Annotated in this window: 15 protein-coding genes and 1 tRNA gene; 11 read left to right on the top strand and 5 right to left on the bottom strand. The window is 69.2% G+C overall.

The genetic code is table 11. The features are described 5' to 3' along the window. Positions 1 to 110 precede the first annotated feature (110 nt). From VFR90_RS01745 to VFR90_RS01725, 5 genes are all read left to right on the top strand, one after another. Entirely contained in the window at positions 111 to 677 is a 567-nt protein-coding gene (locus VFR90_RS01745) for a hypothetical protein (RefSeq protein ID WP_326404234.1), read from the top strand. A 150-nt stretch (positions 678 to 827) separates the two neighbouring features. Next, complete coding sequence (locus VFR90_RS01740) at positions 828 to 1,091, top strand: AbrB/MazE/SpoVT family DNA-binding domain-containing protein (RefSeq protein ID WP_326404232.1); 264 nt, start codon at positions 828 to 830, stop codon at positions 1,089 to 1,091. Then, positions 1,088 to 1,492, top strand: a complete 405-nt coding sequence (locus tag VFR90_RS01735) for a type II toxin-antitoxin system VapC family toxin (protein WP_326404231.1) — start codon at positions 1,088 to 1,090, stop codon at positions 1,490 to 1,492. The genes VFR90_RS01740 and VFR90_RS01735 overlap by 4 nt, the downstream gene beginning before the upstream one ends. Positions 1,493 to 1,556: 64 nt before the next feature. Then, positions 1,557 to 4,280, top strand: coding sequence for an aconitate hydratase AcnA (gene acnA, locus VFR90_RS01730; protein WP_326404230.1), 2,724 nt, complete (start codon positions 1,557 to 1,559; stop codon positions 4,278 to 4,280). Between the two features lie 146 nt (positions 4,281 to 4,426). Beyond that, positions 4,427 to 5,293 carry a hypothetical protein gene (locus tag VFR90_RS01725; protein WP_326404228.1) on the top strand — a complete coding sequence of 289 codons (867 nt, stop codon included), beginning with the start codon at positions 4,427 to 4,429 and terminating at the stop codon, positions 5,291 to 5,293. Positions 5,294 to 5,363: 70 nt separating this feature from the next. Here VFR90_RS01725 and VFR90_RS01720 read toward each other — a convergent pair whose 3' ends face one another. Genes VFR90_RS01720 through VFR90_RS01710 form a run of 3 tightly spaced genes read right to left on the bottom strand, consistent with a single transcriptional unit; the run spans position 5,364 to position 6,942 of the window. Then, positions 5,364 to 5,729, bottom strand: coding sequence for an ArsC family reductase (locus tag VFR90_RS01720; protein ID WP_326404227.1), 366 nt, complete (start codon positions 5,727 to 5,729; stop codon positions 5,364 to 5,366). Next, positions 5,726 to 6,250 (bottom strand): hypothetical protein, encoded by a 525-nt coding sequence (locus VFR90_RS01715; RefSeq protein ID WP_326404226.1) that lies wholly within the window; start codon positions 6,248 to 6,250, stop codon positions 5,726 to 5,728. Before VFR90_RS01715 ends, VFR90_RS01720 begins: the two co-directional genes overlap by 4 nt. Positions 6,251 to 6,303: 53 nt before the next feature. Continuing rightward, entirely contained in the window at positions 6,304 to 6,942 is a 639-nt protein-coding gene (locus VFR90_RS01710) for a TetR/AcrR family transcriptional regulator (RefSeq protein ID WP_326404225.1), read from the bottom strand. A 155-nt stretch (positions 6,943 to 7,097) separates the two neighbouring features. Here VFR90_RS01710 and VFR90_RS01705 point away from each other — a divergent pair, with 155 nt between their 5' ends. From VFR90_RS01705 to VFR90_RS01680, 6 genes are all read left to right on the top strand, one after another. Then, entirely contained in the window at positions 7,098 to 8,912 is a 1,815-nt protein-coding gene (locus tag VFR90_RS01705; protein WP_326404224.1) for a feruloyl-CoA synthase, read from the top strand. Between the two features lie 40 nt (positions 8,913 to 8,952). Further along, on the top strand, positions 8,953 to 10,101 hold the full coding sequence (locus tag VFR90_RS01700; RefSeq protein WP_326404223.1) for an ABC transporter substrate-binding protein: 1,149 nt from the start codon (positions 8,953 to 8,955) through the stop codon (positions 10,099 to 10,101). A gap of 114 nt (positions 10,102 to 10,215) precedes the next feature. Further along, on the top strand, positions 10,216 to 11,253 hold the full coding sequence (locus VFR90_RS01695; protein WP_326404222.1) for a branched-chain amino acid ABC transporter permease: 1,038 nt from the start codon (positions 10,216 to 10,218) through the stop codon (positions 11,251 to 11,253). A 2-nt stretch (positions 11,254 to 11,255) separates the two neighbouring features. Next, positions 11,256 to 13,034: a branched-chain amino acid ABC transporter ATP-binding protein/permease gene (locus tag VFR90_RS01690; protein WP_326404221.1), complete on the top strand. Its 1,779-nt coding sequence runs from the start codon at positions 11,256 to 11,258 to the stop codon at positions 13,032 to 13,034. Positions 13,035 to 13,114: 80 nt separating this feature from the next. Then, a complete protein-coding gene (locus VFR90_RS01685; protein ID WP_326404220.1) occupies positions 13,115 to 13,843 on the top strand; it encodes an ABC transporter ATP-binding protein in 729 nt (242 codons plus the stop codon). After that, entirely contained in the window at positions 13,840 to 14,253 is a 414-nt protein-coding gene (locus VFR90_RS01680; protein ID WP_326404219.1) for an acyl-CoA thioesterase, read from the top strand. The genes VFR90_RS01685 and VFR90_RS01680 overlap by 4 nt, the downstream gene beginning before the upstream one ends. 21 nt (positions 14,254 to 14,274) lie before the next feature. Here VFR90_RS01680 and VFR90_RS01675 read toward each other — a convergent pair whose 3' ends face one another. Then, positions 14,275 to 14,598, bottom strand: a complete 324-nt coding sequence (locus VFR90_RS01675) for a hypothetical protein (RefSeq protein ID WP_326404217.1) — start codon at positions 14,596 to 14,598, stop codon at positions 14,275 to 14,277. 300 nt (positions 14,599 to 14,898) lie between these two features. Then, a tRNA-Val gene (locus VFR90_RS01670) sits at positions 14,899 to 14,975 on the bottom strand.

Here is a 14,975-nt window from a genome sequence, read left to right as displayed (position 1 = left end):
ATCGCCGAACCGCCGCTGGGCCCGGCCGCAGCGCACGCTGTCGCCGGGCTCGGCTTTTCAAGTGCTTGGCCGCACGCGCACGACAGGGTTCACGGCCGAGTCGATGCATCTTGCAACGCCGCCCCGAGCGGCGCACTCCAGAATCCAGCGCATTCGTTGACCAGCTTCACGGAGACGCCGCAATGAGCACCCTTCCCCTCGGCCGCATCGCCCTTGCCCTCGCCTTCGCGGCCGCTTCGCTCGGCGCGCACGCGCAGACGACCGCGCTCGCGAAGCCGACCGCTGCGCCCGCAACCAAGCAGCCCGCCAAACCCAAGGCGAAGAAGGTCGATCCGAAGGTCGCGCCTGAAGCCGAGGTGGTCGAGACGATCAGCGAAGGCCAGATGCTGGTGGCCGGCCGCGTGCTGACCGGCACCGCGCAGTGCGAGTTCAACCAGTCGGTCAACGTGATGCCCATGCAAGACCGGCCTGGGCACTTCAAGGTGAGCTTCAACAAGGCGTCGTACACGATGACGCCACAGGAAACAACCACCGGCGCCGTCCGTCTGGAGGACCGGCGTAACGGCATCGTCTGGCTGCAGATCCCGGCGAAGTCGATGATGATGAATCAGAAGGTCGGCCAACGGATGGTCGATGGCTGCATGCTCGCCGAGCAGCGTGCGGTCGCCGAACGCTGAATCTTCGGCTGCCCTCCTGCCCGCGCGCTCGGGCGAACAGCGACCCGGCTTCGTGCCGGGTCGTTGCTTTTCGGGCTGCCTTCGCTTGAATATGCAGCGTGCGGTATGTACAGTTCGCACATACCGAGCCGTTAAAAAGCCATGTCGCCGATGGAAGCCACGGTCGCCGAACGCGGCCAGATCACCTTGCCAAAGGCGGTGCGCGACGCGCTCGGCCTGACCAAGGGCAGCACCTTGAAGGTCGAACTCGACGGCAGCCGGATCATCCTGCGCAAGAACGTCGACGACGCTATCTCGCGTCTTCGCGGCCGCTTCAAGCTCGACGGTTTCGCCAGCACCGACGAAGCGATGCGCGCCATCCGCGGGCGAGCGCCCGGCGATCCTTACGTGCCGCCCGAGGACGCTGGCGAATGATCGCGGTGGACTCGTCGGTCTTGATCGATCTCATCGGCGACGGTGCGGGCGCGGAAGCCGCTGCGCACAGCCTGCGGGACGCGCTGCACCACGGTCCGGTCGTGGTCTGCGACGTCGCACTCGCCGAGATCTGCACGGCGCTCAAGCAAGGCAGCGATGTACTCGGCTACCTCGAAGGCGCGGGCCTTCGCTACAGCGCGGTCGAGTCGAAGGCGGCATTGAGGGCTGGCGAGATGCAGCGTCGCTACCGCCAACGCGGAGGTGAAGGCCAACGCGCCGTGCCCGATTTCCTCGTCGGCGCTCACGCGCTCTTGCAATGCGACGGCTTGATCACGCGCGACGCCGATTTCTTCCGCGATTACTTCAAAGGCCTGAAAGTCATCGAGCCGAGAGCGGCCTGAAGCACAGTCGCTGCTTCGCGCCCCGCCCTTCATCACGCCGTCCCAGCCCCTCAAGAGGTTCCTCATGCCCAGCCCGCACGCCTTCGCCAGCACGTTCAAGTCGTTCAAGACCACCTCCGGCAAGGAGGGCAAGTTCTTCTCGTTGCCCGAACTCGCGAAGACTTATCCGAGCGTGAAGCGCCTGCCGGTATCCGTGCGCATCGTGCTCGAAAGCGTGCTGCGCAACTGCGACGGCAAGAAGGTCACGCCCGAGCACGTCGAGCAGCTCGCGAACTGGAAGCCCGCGGCCGAACGGACCGACGAGATCCCCTTCGTCGTCGCCCGTGTCGTGCTGCAGGACTTCACCGGCGTGCCCCTGCTCGCCGACCTGGCCGCAATGCGCAACGTCGCCGCGAAGATGGGCAAGAACCCGAAGGCGATCGAGCCGCTGGTGCCGGTCGATCTGGTCGTCGACCACTCGGTGATGATCGATCACTTCGGAACGCCGGCGGCGCTCGACCTCAACATGAAGCTGGAGTTCGAGCGCAACCAGGAGCGCTACCAGTTCATGAAGTGGGGCATGGACGCCTTCGACACCTTCGGCGTCGTGCCCCCGGGCTTCGGCATCGTCCATCAGGTCAACCTCGAGTACCTCGCGCGCGGCGTGCACAAGACGAAGGCCGGCATCTTCTATCCCGACACGCTCGTCGGCACCGACAGCCACACGACGATGATCAACGGCATCGGCGTCGTCGGCTGGGGCGTCGGCGGCATCGAGGCCGAAGCCGGCATGCTCGGCCAGCCGGTGTACTTCCTGACGCCCGACGTGGTCGGCTTCGAGCTCACCGGCAAGCTGCGCGAAGGCGTCACCGCGACGGACCTCGTGCTCACCGTCACCGAGATCCTGCGCAAGCACAAGGTCGTCGGCAAGTTCGTCGAGTTCTTCGGCGAAGGCACGAAGACGCTGGCGCTGCCCGACCGCGCGACGATCGCGAACATGGCGCCCGAGTACGGCGCGACGATGGGCTTCTTCCCGGTCGACGGCAAGACCATCGACTACTTCGAAGGCACTGGCCGCACGCAAGACGAGATCGAAGCCTTCGAGGCCTACTTCAAGGCGCAGGGCCTGTTCGGCGTGCCGCTCGCCGGCGAGATCGACTACAGCTCGGTCGTGAAGCTCGACCTAAGCACGGTCGCACCGAGCCTTTCGGGCCCGAAGCGCCCGCAGGACCGCATCGAGCTCGGCAAGGTCAAGACGCAGTTCGGCTCGCTGTTCAGCAAGCCCGCCGCCGACAACGGCTTCAACCAGCCGGCCGCGAAACTGAACCAGCGTTTCGTCACCGCCGACGGCATCGAGATCAGGAACGGCGACGTGCTGATCGCCGCGATCACCTCTTGCACCAACACCAGCAACCCTGGCGTGCTGCTGGCGGCCGGCCTGCTCGCGAAGAAGGCGGTCGAGGCCGGCCTAACGGTGAAGAAGCACGTCAAGACGTCGCTCGCCCCCGGCTCGCGCATCGTCACCGACTACCTCGAGAAGGCCGGCCTCCTGCCCTACCTGGAGAAGCTCGGCTTCAGCGTCGCAGCCTACGGCTGCACCACCTGCATCGGGAACGCTGGGGACCTAACGCCCGAGATCAACGAGGTCATCACCAAGAACGATCTGGTGTGCGCCGCGGTGCTCTCGGGCAACCGCAATTTCGAGGCGCGCATCCATCCGAACCTGAAGGCGAACTTCCTCGCGTCGCCGCCCCTGGTCGTCGCCTACGCGATCGCGGGCAACGTGACGCGCGATCTGATGACCGAGCCCGTCGGCCTCGGCAAGAAGGGGCGCGAAATCTACCTCGGCGACATCTGGCCCACCAGCGACGAGATCCACGCGCTGATGAAGCACGCGATGGACGGCAAGGCCTTCAAGAAGAACTACGACAAGGTCAAGAACGACCCGGGCAAGCTCTGGGAAAGGATCAAGGGCGTCAAGGGCAACGTCTACACGTGGCCGAAGAGCACCTACATCGCCGAGCCGCCGTTCTTCGCCGGCTTCTCCATGCAGCCGCAAGCGTCCGATGTCGGCGTCAAGGGCGCGAAGATCATGGGCCTGTTCGGGGACTCGATCACCACCGACCACATCTCGCCGGCCGGCTCGTTCAAGGACACCACGCCTGCCGGCAAGTACCTGCTCGAGCACGGCGTGATGAAGGCCGACTTCAACAGCTACGGCTCGCGCCGCGGCAATCACGAAGTGATGATGCGCGGCACCTTCGCCAACGTGCGCATCAAGAACCTGATGCTGCCCGCCAAGGACGACGGTTCGCGCGAGGAAGGCGGCTACACGATCTATCAAGCCGAGGGCGAGGCCAAGGGTCAGAAGCTCCCGATCTACGACGCCGCGATGAAGTACATCGCCGCCGGCGTGCCGACCGTGATCTTCGGCGGCGAGGAGTACGGCACCGGTTCTTCGCGCGACTGGGCCGCCAAGGGAACGCAGCTGCTCGGCGTGAAGGCCGTCGTCGCGCAGAGCTTCGAGCGCATCCACCGCAGCAACCTGGTGGGCATGGGCGTGCTGCCCTTGCAGTTCAAGGCTGGCGAGTCCTGGACTTCACTGGGTTTGAAGGGAGACGAGACGGTCGACGTGATCGTCGATCCGGCAATGAAGCCGCAGTCGGACGCCGAACTCGTCGTCACCACGCCTTCGGGCCGGACGACGCGGACCAAGCTGACGCTGCGCATCGACACGCCGATCGAGGTCGACTACTACAAGCACGGCGGCATCCTGCCGTTCGTGCTGCGCCAGCTGCTCGCCGCCTGAGGTTGACGCGTGTGCAGGAACGCCGCCCCCGGGCGGCGTTTTTCGTTGTGGCCATGCCGGCGTCGGCCTCGCCACGCCATGGGAACGGCGGTTGCCTGCCAGGGAGAGAAGCGCCGTCAGGCTTCAACCCAACCAAGGAGCGCGTCATGGCATTGCAATCAGAGATCTACGACCCGGCGGTCATCGCCACGACCTCCACCACCACCGACCGAGGCCTGCGCGTTGCGTGGGGCGGCGTTTGGAGCGGCTTCCTCGTCGCGATCGGCGTGGTGCTGCTGCTCAGCACGCTCGGCCTCGCGGTCGGCATCACGACCGCCGAGGTCGGCCCCGGCGAGGACAACGGCCGCAGCCTCGGCATGGGCGCAGCAATCTGGAGTGGCCTGACGCTGCTGATCGCGCTGTTCATCGGCGGCATGGTCGCCACGCGTGCCGGCGCGATCCACGACCGCGCGACCGGCCTGGTCGAAGGCGCGCTGGTCTGGGTGCTGGCGGTGCTGGCGTTGATCTACCTTGCCGGCACCGGCCTGAGCATGGCCACCGGCGCCAGCTTCGGCGCATTGCGCGGCGTGACGCAGACGGCGGCCAGCGCGGCCGGCAGCACCGACCTCAGCTCGATCGCCAGCGGCGACCCGCAGCAGATCGTCCAGCGGCTCGACAATCCGAAGACCGTGCAGCTCGTCGCCGCGGTCACCGGCAAGTCGCAGGCGGAGGCAAGCTCGATGGTGGGCGAGATCCGCCAGCAGGTCGAAGCCGCCGGCGACGATCCGCAGCGCGCGGCGCAGGCTGCACGCGAGGGCGTCGACCGCCTGAGCAGCGCAGCTGCCGAGCGCGTGGGTCGCGCCGCCGAACGCGCGCAGCCTTATGCGAGCGCGACGATGTGGAGCACGCTGGCCGCGATGGTTGTCGCGCTGCTCGCCTCCATCTTCGGCGCGATGCTGGGACGCAGGCAGGTGCTGCGCCGGCTCGAGTCGGTGGCGGTGGCGCCCGCGGGTGGCGTGCCGGTGCGTCGCTGAAGCGGCTGGGCTCGACGCGGCGCGGTAAGCGCCGCGGTGACGCGGCGCGGTAAGCGCCGCGGTAGCGAAGTCAACGCGGCGCGGTGAGCGCCGCGTACTGCATGGGATCGAAGCCGACGAGCACGGCATCGCCGGCTTCGATCACCGGGCGTTTGATCAGGCTGGGTTGCGCCTGCATCAGCGCGAATGCGCTTGCGGCGTCGACGACACGCTGCTGCTCGTCGGATGCCAGTTGACGCCAGGTCGTACCGCGGCGGTTCAACAGCGGCTCCCAACCGACCCGCGCAGCCCATCGCACGAGCATTTCGGGGCTGACGCCCTGCTTCTTGAAATCGTGGAAACGGTAGGCGACGCCCTGCCCGTCCAGCCAGGCCCGCGCCTTCTTGACGCTGTCGCAGTTGGCGATGCCGTGCAGCGTGACGGGCGCCGGGCTCATCGGCCCATCCAGCCGAAGCCGCGGTCGTTGCGCTCGCAGCGCGGATCGACGTTGTTGCCGAGTTCGGCGACTTTGCCGCTGGCGTCGATGCTGACCTGGTACCAGATGCAAAACGGCGTCTCGTAGCGGTAGGACCAGAGCTGGTGCTGCTGCCGTGACAGGTAGCTGACCTCCGACGGGTGTCCGATGCGGCGCAGCACTTCGTCGCGGCTCATGCCGATCTGCAGCTCGAGAAAGTTGCCCTCGGTCAACACCTGTTCGCTGCGCAGCAGCGCGCCGTTGGCGTCGAAGTCGAGCATGTAGGTATGAAAGCCCATCGGCCCGCGCGCGAATTCGAGCCGCTGGCCGCCGCCGGCAAGCGGGTAGCGGCCGGTCGGCTGGCCCATGCTCGCGATCGCCTGGTCCACCGTCGAGCCCGGGCCCAAGCCGCCGGGGCCGTAAGCCGCGCAGCCGGCCATGGCGACGACCAGTGCCGCGGTGCCGGCCACACGCGCGGCGCCTCGAAACCGGAACACGTTCATCGCCCGATGATGCGCGCCGCTGCAATTCCGAGTCACCAGGGCGGTTGCGTGCTTCAGCGAGGCGCGTCGCCGATCAGCAGCCGCTCGACGGCCACGCAGCGATCGCGCCGCTGCGCCGCGCTGCCCTGCGTCGCCATCAGCGATTCGCCGACGACGTAGCTGTAGAGCATGAACGCGCGTGCGCGCGCGTCGCCCACCGCGAAGCCCAGCGCCGAGAAGAGCTGCGCGATGTAGCCGATGCGCGCGGCATCCGAGGCATCGACCGCGTGGCGCACCTGCAGGTCGCGCCGCGCCCAGGCGCGGATCGCCAACTCGATGCGCGCGGCGCGTGCCGCGGCCCGCCCGCGAAACGGCAGCGAAAGCACGTCGCGCAGCTGCTCGCGCGCATCGACCTGCGGGCGGTCGAGGCGCAGCGTGAGTTGCTCGGTCGCGTTCTCGTGCCAGCTGCGAAGCACGCCGGCGAGCAGTTCCTCGCGATCCTTGAAGTGCCAGTAGAAGCTGCCGCGGGTGACGGCCATCTGCCGCGCAAGCACGTCCACCCGCACGTGATCGATGCCCTGGTCGACCAGCACCTCGGTGGCCGCCTCGATCCACCGCTCGCGGGTCAGCGAGGCACGCGCGGCTTCGACCGACGCAGGCGCGCCGCGCTTGCGCGCGCTGCGTTCCGGGGGCCGGTCGGGGGCGCTGCTCATGGGAAGGATGGTGCCGAAGGCGCGACGATGCCGACAAACAGCACTGTATGGACACCGGGCGAAACCCCGATGCCGTTCCCATGCCAGCCTCCTAGCATCGCCGCCGGCTCCTTACATACAGGCGTGTATGTATGGCAGGGAACCGAGGAGGCCGCATGGCGGGCAACGACTTCTTCGACGATCCGCGTTGGCTCGCGCCGCAACGCACTGCGCGCGAAGCGCTGCCTGGCGGCGGCTTCGTGCTGCGCTCGCCCGAGCCGCTGCAGCCGTATGCGCGTTGCGTCGGCGACTGGCTGGAGCGCTGGGCGCGCGAGACGCCCGAGGCTCCGGCCTTCGCCGAGCCCGCGGCCGGCGGTGGCTGGCACACGCTGGGCTGGCGCGCGCTGCGCAAGCGCGTCGGCCGCGTCGCGCAAGGGCTGCTCGACCGATCGCTGCCGGCGGGCCGCCCGATCGTCGTGCTGTCGGACAACAGCCTCGACCACCTCGTGCTGCTGCTCGCCGGCATGCACGTCGGCCGGGCGGTGTGCACCGTCTCCAGCGCCTACTGCCGCCTGGCCGGCACGGACTTCACGCGCATCCAACGCATCCTCGATCAGCTCGCGCCGGCCCTCGTCTATGCGTCCGATGCGGCCGCCTACGGCCCGGCCCTGCGGGGCCGCGAAGTGCCGGTGATCGCCTTCAGCCGCGGCGCGGCTGCGCATCCCGGCGCGATCGATTTCGAGCAGCTCGCGGCTGCGCCCGAGACGCCCGCGGTGACGCAGGCCTTCGCCGCGATCACGCCCGACACGCATGCGAAGTACCTGCTGACGAGCGGCTCGACCGGCACGCCGAAGGTCGTGATCAACACCCACCGGATGCTGTGCGCGAACCAGCAGATGATGGGCCAGACCTACCGCTTCCTCGCGCACGAGAAGCCGGTGCTGCTCGACTGGCTGCCCTGGAGCCACACCTTCGGCGCGAACCACAACGTCAACATGGTGCTGTGCTACGGCGGCACGCTCTACATCGACGACGGCCGGCCGATGCCGGGGCTGATCGACAAGACCGTGGCCCACCTGCGCGAGCTTCAGCCGACGATCTACTTCAACGTACCGCGCGGCTACGACGCGCTGCTCCCCGCGCTCGAAGCCGACGAAGCGCTCGCGCGCCGCTTCCTGGGCCGCCTGACGATGCTGTTCTACGCGGGCGCGAGCATGTCGGCGCCGACCTGGCAGCGGCTCGAGGCGCTCGCGGCGCGGGTGCGCGACACGCCGCTGTGGATGACCACCTCCTGGGGAAGCACCGAAACCTCGCCGGCCTGCACCGCGGCGCACTGGAAGCTCGATCGCGCCGGCGTCATCGGCCTGCCGATGCCGGGCGTCGAGGTCAAGTTCGTGCCGAACGCGGGCAAGCTCGAGATGCGCGTCAAGGGCGATCACGTCTTCCCCGGCTACCGCGGCAACGAGGCCGCGACGCGCGAGGCCTTCGACGAAGACGGCCACTACCGCATCGGCGACGCGGGGCGGCTGCTCGACGACGCCGACGCGACCAGCGGCATCGTCTTCGACGGCCGCGTCGCCGAGGACTTCAAGTTGAGCAGCGGCACCTGGGTCAGCGTCGGCACGCTGCGGCTGCGCACCGTCGCCGCGCTCGCGCCGCACGCGCAGGACGTGGTGATCACCGGCCACGATCGCGCGTCGATCGGCGCGCTGGTCTTCCCCACCGAAGCCGCGCGCAACCTGCCCACCGACACGCTGCACGAACAGCTGCGCGCCGGCCTGCGCCGGCTGCAGGCCGAAGGCGGCGGCTCGTCGCAGACGCCGGCCGCCGTGCTCCTGCTGGGCGACGCGCCGAGCGTGGCGGCCGGCGAGATCACCGACAAGGGCTACGTCAACCAGCGCCTGGTGCTGGCGCGGCGCGCCGCAGAGGTCGAGGCGCTGCATGCCGCGCTCGACGCCGGTGCCGCCGACGCGCGCGTCATCCGCCCTTGAGTTCCGCCAGCCGACCTTCCCTTCGACGAGGAGACCTTCGATGAAAGCCTTCCTGAGCTCCGTGCTCGCGACCGCCGCCGCGGCCGCGATCGCCGCCCTGCCCTGCGCGGCGTTCGCCGACGTCACCATCGGCGTCTCGCTGCCGCTCACCGGCCCGGGCTCCGGCCTCGGCATTCCGACGAACAACGGCGTGAAGATGTGGCCGGCGATGCTCGGCGGCGAAAAGATCAAGGTCATCACGCTCGACGACGCGAGCGACCCGACCAAGGGCGTGCAGAACACGCGCCGGCTGGTCAGCGAGGACAAGGTCGACGTGATCGTCGGCTCGGCGGTCACGCCGGTGGGCATCGCGATGGCCGACGTGGCGGCCGAATCGAAGACGGCGCAGCTCGCGATGTCGCCGATCGGGCTGCCGCCGGGCAAGGACACCTGGAGCTTCCGCCTGCCGCAGAGCACCGGCGTGATGGCCAACGCGATGGTCGCGCACATGCAGAAGAACGGCGTCAAGAGCGCCGGCTTCATCGGCTACACCGACGCCTACGGCGAGCAGTGGCTCGGCGAGCTGAAGCCGCGCTTCGAGAAAGCCGGGATCAAGCTGCTCGCCGAGGAGCGCTTCGCGCGCACCGACACCAACGTCACCGCGCAGGCACTCAAGCTCGCTTCGGCCAACCCCGACGCGATGGTGATCGTCGCCTCCGGATCCGGCGCGGCGATGCCGCAGCTCGCGCTCGTCGAGCGTGGCTACAAGGGCAAGTACTACCAGACGCACGCGGCCGCGACGAAGGACCTGATGCGCGTCGGCGGCAAGGCGGTCGAGGGCACCTTCGTCACCTCGGGCCCGGTGGTCGTCGCCGAGCAGCTGCCCGACAACCACCCCAGCAAGGCGCTCGGCGTGAAGTTCAACGCGGCCTACGAGGCGATCCAGGGCGCGGGGCTGCGCAACCAGTTCGCGGCGCACGCCTACGACGCTTCGCTGCTGCTCGACAAGGCGATCCCGATCGCGCTGCAGAAGGGCAAGCCCGGCACGAGCGAATTCCGCGCCGCCCTGCGCGACGCGCTCGAAGCCCTGCCGGCGATGCCGATCACCCACGGCGTGATCGACTACGCCGCAACCGACCACTGGGGCTTCGTGCCCGACACCGGCGTGGTGATGAAAGTCGTCAACGGCGACTGGAAGCTGGAAAACTAGCCCACCCCCGTTGCGGCTTCGCCGCTCCCCCTCGAGGGGGCGCCGCTGGCGGCCCGGCCAAGCCGGATCCGCGGCGGCTGCTGGCGAAACACACGGCCTCTTCATCGAGACACCATGGACTTATCGATCGCCGCCATCCTCGGGCTCGACGGCGTCACCTCGGGCGCGATCTATGCGCTGGTCGCGATCGCGCTGGTGCTGGTGTTCGCGGTCACGCGGATCATCTTCGTCCCGCAGGGCGAGTTCGTCGCGTACGGCGCGCTGACGCTCGCGCTGCTGCAGATGGGCGCGGTGCCGGGCACCGTGTGGCTGGTGCTGCTGATGTGCGCGGCGGTGGCGCTGCTCGACGCGGTGCAGGCGGTGCGCGAACGCTGGCCACTCGCGCGCTGGGCCCGGCATGCGGCAAGCACGCTGGCAGCGCCGCTCGCCGCCGCGCTGATCACCCTGGCGCTGGCGCGCACGAAGCCGAACATGCTGGTGCAGGTGCTGCTGACGCTCGCGGTGGTCACGACGATGGGACCGCTGGTCTACCGGCTCGCCTACCGTTCGCTGGCCGATGCAAGCGTGCTGGTGCTGCTGATCGTCTCGGTCGGCGTGCATTTCGCGCTGAGCGGCCTGGGCCTGCTGTTCTTCGGCGCCGAGGGCTTCCGCAACCCGAGCTTCTGGGATGCGCGCTTCTCGCTCGGGCCGCTCACGCTGAGCGGGCAGACGGTGATCATCTTCGCGGCCGCCGCGGCGCTGATCGCCGCCCTCGCGTTGTTCTTCGAGCGCACCCTCACCGGCAAGGCGCTGCGCGCGACCTCGGTCAACCGCATCGGCGCGCGGCTGATGGGCATCGCGACCGACAAGGCCGGCTCGCAGAGCTTCACGATGGCCGCCTTCATCGGTGCGCTGTCGGGCCTGCTGATCGGCCCGAGCACCACCGTCTACTACGACACCGGCTTCCTCATCGGCCTCAAAGGCTTCATCGCCGCGGTGTTCGCCGGGCTCACGAGCTTTCCGCTCGCGCTGGTCGGCGCGATCGGCGTCGGCTTGATCGAGTCCTTCGGCTCGTTCTGGGCCAGCGCCTTCAAGGAGGCGATCGTCTTCACCTCGATCCTGCCGGTGCTGCTGTGGCGCTCGCTCGTCGATCCGCACCACGAGGAACACTGAACGTGGATCGCCGCCGTCTCGGCTTCTTCGCGTTCGCGGTGCTGATCGCGGCGCTGCCGCTGCTTCCGGTGCCCGACTTCTGGATCACGCAGCTCAATTACATCGGGCTGTTCTCGCTGGTCGCGCTCGGGCTGGTGCTGCTGACCGGCGTCGGCGGCCTCACCTCGTTCGGCCAAGCGGCCTTCGCGGGGCTCGGCGCCTACGCGAGCGCGTGGCTCGCGTCGAAGCACGGCCTGTCGCCGTGGCTCGGACTCGCTCTCGGGCTGTCGCTCACGCTCGTCGCCTCGCTGGTGATCGGCTGGCTCACGCTGCGGATGTCGGGCCACTACCTGCCGCTCGCGACCATCGCCTGGAGCCTCGCGCTGTACTACACGATGGGCGGGCTCGACATGCTCGGCAGGTACGACGGCCTGCTCGGTCTGCCGCCGGTGCGCATCGGCGAGCTCAGCTTCCAGAGCGAGCGGCGCATCTACTGGCTGATCTGGATCGCGGCGTTGTGCGGCGCGGTGGCGGTGACGCACCTGCTCGATTCGCGGCCGGGCCGCGTGATGCGCGCGCTCAACGGCAACCGCGGCGGCGGCACCACGATGCCCGAGGCAATGGGCGCCTCGACCTTCCGCTACAAGATGGTGATGTTCGTCGTCGCGGCGCTGCTCGCGTCCGTCTCGGGCTGGCTGTTCGCGCACATGCAGCGCAGCGTCAACCCCTCGCCGTTCGGCATCAAGTTCGGCATCGAGTACCTGTTCATGGCGGTGCTCGGCGGCGTCGGCAGCGTCTGGGGCGCATTCACCGGCGCGGCGGTGGTGAAGCTGGCCGAGGATCAACTGCAGGCCTGGCTGCCGCGGCTGGTCGGCACCTCTGGCAACTACGAGATCATCGTCTTCGGCATCGTGCTCGTGCTCGCGCTCAAGTTCGCGCCGCAAGGCCTGTGGCCGGCGATCGAGCGATGGCTGCCGAGGAAGCGCCGCGCGACGGTGGACGCCCACGCGCCGCCGCTCGAGGCGCGCAGCCATCCGAAGGGCGGCGACAAGCTGCTCGAATGCCGCGGCCTGCACAAGCGCTTCGGCGGACTCGCGGCGGTCAACGACGTGAGCTTCTCGATCCGCGCCGGCGAGATCGTCGGCCTGATCGGGCCCAACGGCGCCGGCAAGTCGACCACCTTCAACCTCGTCTCCGGCGTGCTGCCGCTGTCGGCCGGCGAGGTCGAGCTGCGCGGCGAGCGCATCGACGGCCTGCCCTCGCGCGAGATCGCGCGCCGCGGGCTGTCGCGCACCTTCCAGCACGTGAAGCTGGTGCCCGACATGACGGTGCTGGAGAACGTCGCGCTCGGCACCTACCTTCGCACGCATGCGGGCAGCCTGCGCGCGATGCTGCGGCTCGATCGCGCCGAGGAGCGGCGCGCGCTGGCCGAGGCCGAGCGCCAGCTCGCGCGCATCGGGCTGGCGGAGCACCGCGACGAGCTCGCCGGCAACCTCGCGCTCGGGCCGCAGCGCCTCGTCGAGATCGCGCGTGCGCTGGCGAGCGACCCGTCGCTGCTGCTGCTCGACGAGCCCGCCGCCGGCCTGCGCCACAAGGAGAAGGCCGCGCTCGCCGATGTGCTGCGGCAGTTGCGCGCCGAGGGCCTGTCGCTGCTGCTCGTCGAGCACGACATGGACTTCGTGATGCAGCTGACCGACCGCATCGTCGTGATGGAGTTCGGCACGCGGCTGATGGAAGGTACGCCGGCCGAGGTGCAGGCGAGCCCGAAGGTGCGCGCCGCCTATCTCGGGACGGAGCACTGATGAGCAGCGAGGTTTTTCGGAGCACGAGTTCCCCCTCGGGGGGACCGGCCGCAGGCGGTAGGGGGCCGACGAAGGCCGCCTTGCTCGAAGTCGTCGGCCTGCACGCCGGCTACGGCAAGGCCGAGGTGCTGCGCGGCATTTCGCTCGACGCCGCCGCCGGCAGCGTCGTCACCGTGATCGGCCCGAACGGCGCCGGCAAGTCGACGCTGCTCGGCACGCTGATGGGCCTGATCGCGCCGATGCGCGGCTCGATCCGCTTCGACGGCATCGACCTCGCTCGCCTCACGCTGGAAGAGCGCGTGATGGCCGGCCTCGCGCTGGTGCCGGAAAAGCGCGAGCTGTTCGGCACGATGAGCGTCGAGGACAACCTGATCCTGGGCGGCTGGCGACCGCTGAAGCTCAAGCGCGCCGGCTGGCGCGACGGCCTCGAGCGCGTCTTCGCGCTGTTCCCGCGCCTGAAGGAGCGCCGGGCGCAGCAGGCCGGCACGCTGTCCGGTGGCGAGCGGCAGATGCTCGCGCTGGGCCGCGCATTGATGGCGCAGCCCAAGCTGTTGATGCTCGACGAGCCCAGCCTCGGCCTTGCGCCGCTGGTGGTGCGCGACATCTTCGCGACGCTCGCGCAGCTGCGCGCGAGCGGCGTGACGATCCTCCTGGTCGAGCAGAACGCGCGCGCGGCGCTCGAGGTCGCCGACCACGGCCACGTGCTCGAGACCGGCGATCAGGTGCTGCAGGGTCCGGCGCGCGACCTCGCGACCGATCCGCGGGTGATCGAGACCTACCTCGGCGCGCAGAAGGCAGCTTCGGCATGAGCCGCACGGTCGTCTACCCGGTCCATGTTTCGTTCGGCGACTGCGATCCGGCCGGCATCGTGTTCTTCCCGAACTTCTCGCGCTGGATGGACGCGGCGACCCACCACTTCTTCCGTGCCTGCGGCCTGCCGCCTTGGCATGCGCTGGAAGAGATCCCGCACTGCGTCGGCGGGCCGCTGCTGGAGATCCACACGCGTTTTCTCAAGCCCGCCACCGACGGCGACCGCCTCGAAGTGCACACGAGCGTCGCCGAATGGCGGCGCAAGGTCTTCGTCGTCGACCATCGCATCCGGCGCGGCGAGGATCTGCTGTGCGAAGGCCGCGAGACGCGCGCCTTGTGCGTCAAGCCGCCCGGCGAGGCGATGAAGTCGGTGGTGATCCCCGACTGGCTGCGCAAGCGGTGCGACTGAGTCACCGCGGCCGCGCGGTGACTAGAGGCGGTACCACCCGATCAGCACCAGGCCGGCCAGGCACATCGCGGCGTTGCCGAGGTTGACGATCACCGCGCGATCGATCCGCCCCTCGCGTTCGTAGAGCCAGCCGGCCATGCTCAGGTTCGCGCCGAACCAGATGAACCAGGTGATCAGCGAATGCTGCGACGAGTCGCCGCTGACCGCGATGGCCCACAGCGTCGGCATGTAGGCGAACACCCGCGCGAAGTTGAAGACGGCGAAGACGTAGCCGAGCCACAGCCGGCTCGACCCGCGGGCAGCGCGCCGGGAACGCGGCAAGGCGCGCGCGGCTTCGCAGCTCATGGCGTCACGAGCCGCGCCATCACCGGCGCATCGTCGCAGGCGACCGAGGCATGCCTCGACGCGGCGACCGGCAGCACCGGATCAACGGGGCGAACAAGCAGGCGTCTCGGGCTCACGGCAACCTCCAACCACGCACGCGCCGGATCGGCGCCTGCGCAGTGAAGCCGAACGCGCTTAATCGCGTCTTGCGCATCGTTGCGACCGCGTCGCGGGCCGTGCCGGCCGCTCCCCTGAAAAGTGGAGACGCCAAGGCAAAAGGGGCCTGGCGGTATGCCAAGCCCCTGCTGCGTCGAACGATGTTGGTAGGCGCGATTGGACTCGAACCAACGACCCCCACCATGTCAAGGTGGTGCTCTAACCAGCTGAGCTACGCGCCT

The organism is Methylibium sp. (assembly GCF_035762065.1).
Lineage (GTDB): Bacteria > Pseudomonadota > Gammaproteobacteria > Burkholderiales > Burkholderiaceae_C > Methylibium.
The sequence above is the reverse complement of the archived record's forward strand: the minus strand, read 5'-3'. Positions and strand labels throughout refer to the sequence as shown.